Genomic DNA, 255 nt, shown 5'->3' with positions numbered 1-255 from the left:
ACGTCTATACCGACAGGCCCAGGGAGAAGGCGGCGCCGTCGATCATCAACGGTACCATGCGGCTGAACGAAGGGGCCGCGATGAACGTCGCCTCTATCGCGGATCAGCTGAGCTGGTTCCAGTCCGAAGGGCTGGTGGATGCGGACATCACGCTCGAGACCCTGATCGATACCTCATACGTCAAGACGCTGGGCGTTTGACCTACGCCTGCCGGTTTTGGGGCGGGTGGTTGCAGTCCGCCCCCCGGTATCGGAA

General features: G+C 62.4%; 1 pseudogene. It reads left to right on the top strand.

The annotated features are described in order from the left end of the window. A pseudogene (locus A3764_RS00830) lies at positions 1-200 on the top strand (ABC transporter substrate-binding protein); the annotation flags it as partial. Between the last annotated feature and the right edge of the window lie 55 nt (positions 201-255).

This window comes from Sulfitobacter sp. HI0129 (assembly GCF_001635395.1).
GTDB lineage: Bacteria > Pseudomonadota > Alphaproteobacteria > Rhodobacterales > Rhodobacteraceae > Sulfitobacter.
Note: the sequence above shows the minus strand (reverse complement) of the source record. Positions and strands in the feature narration are given on the sequence as shown.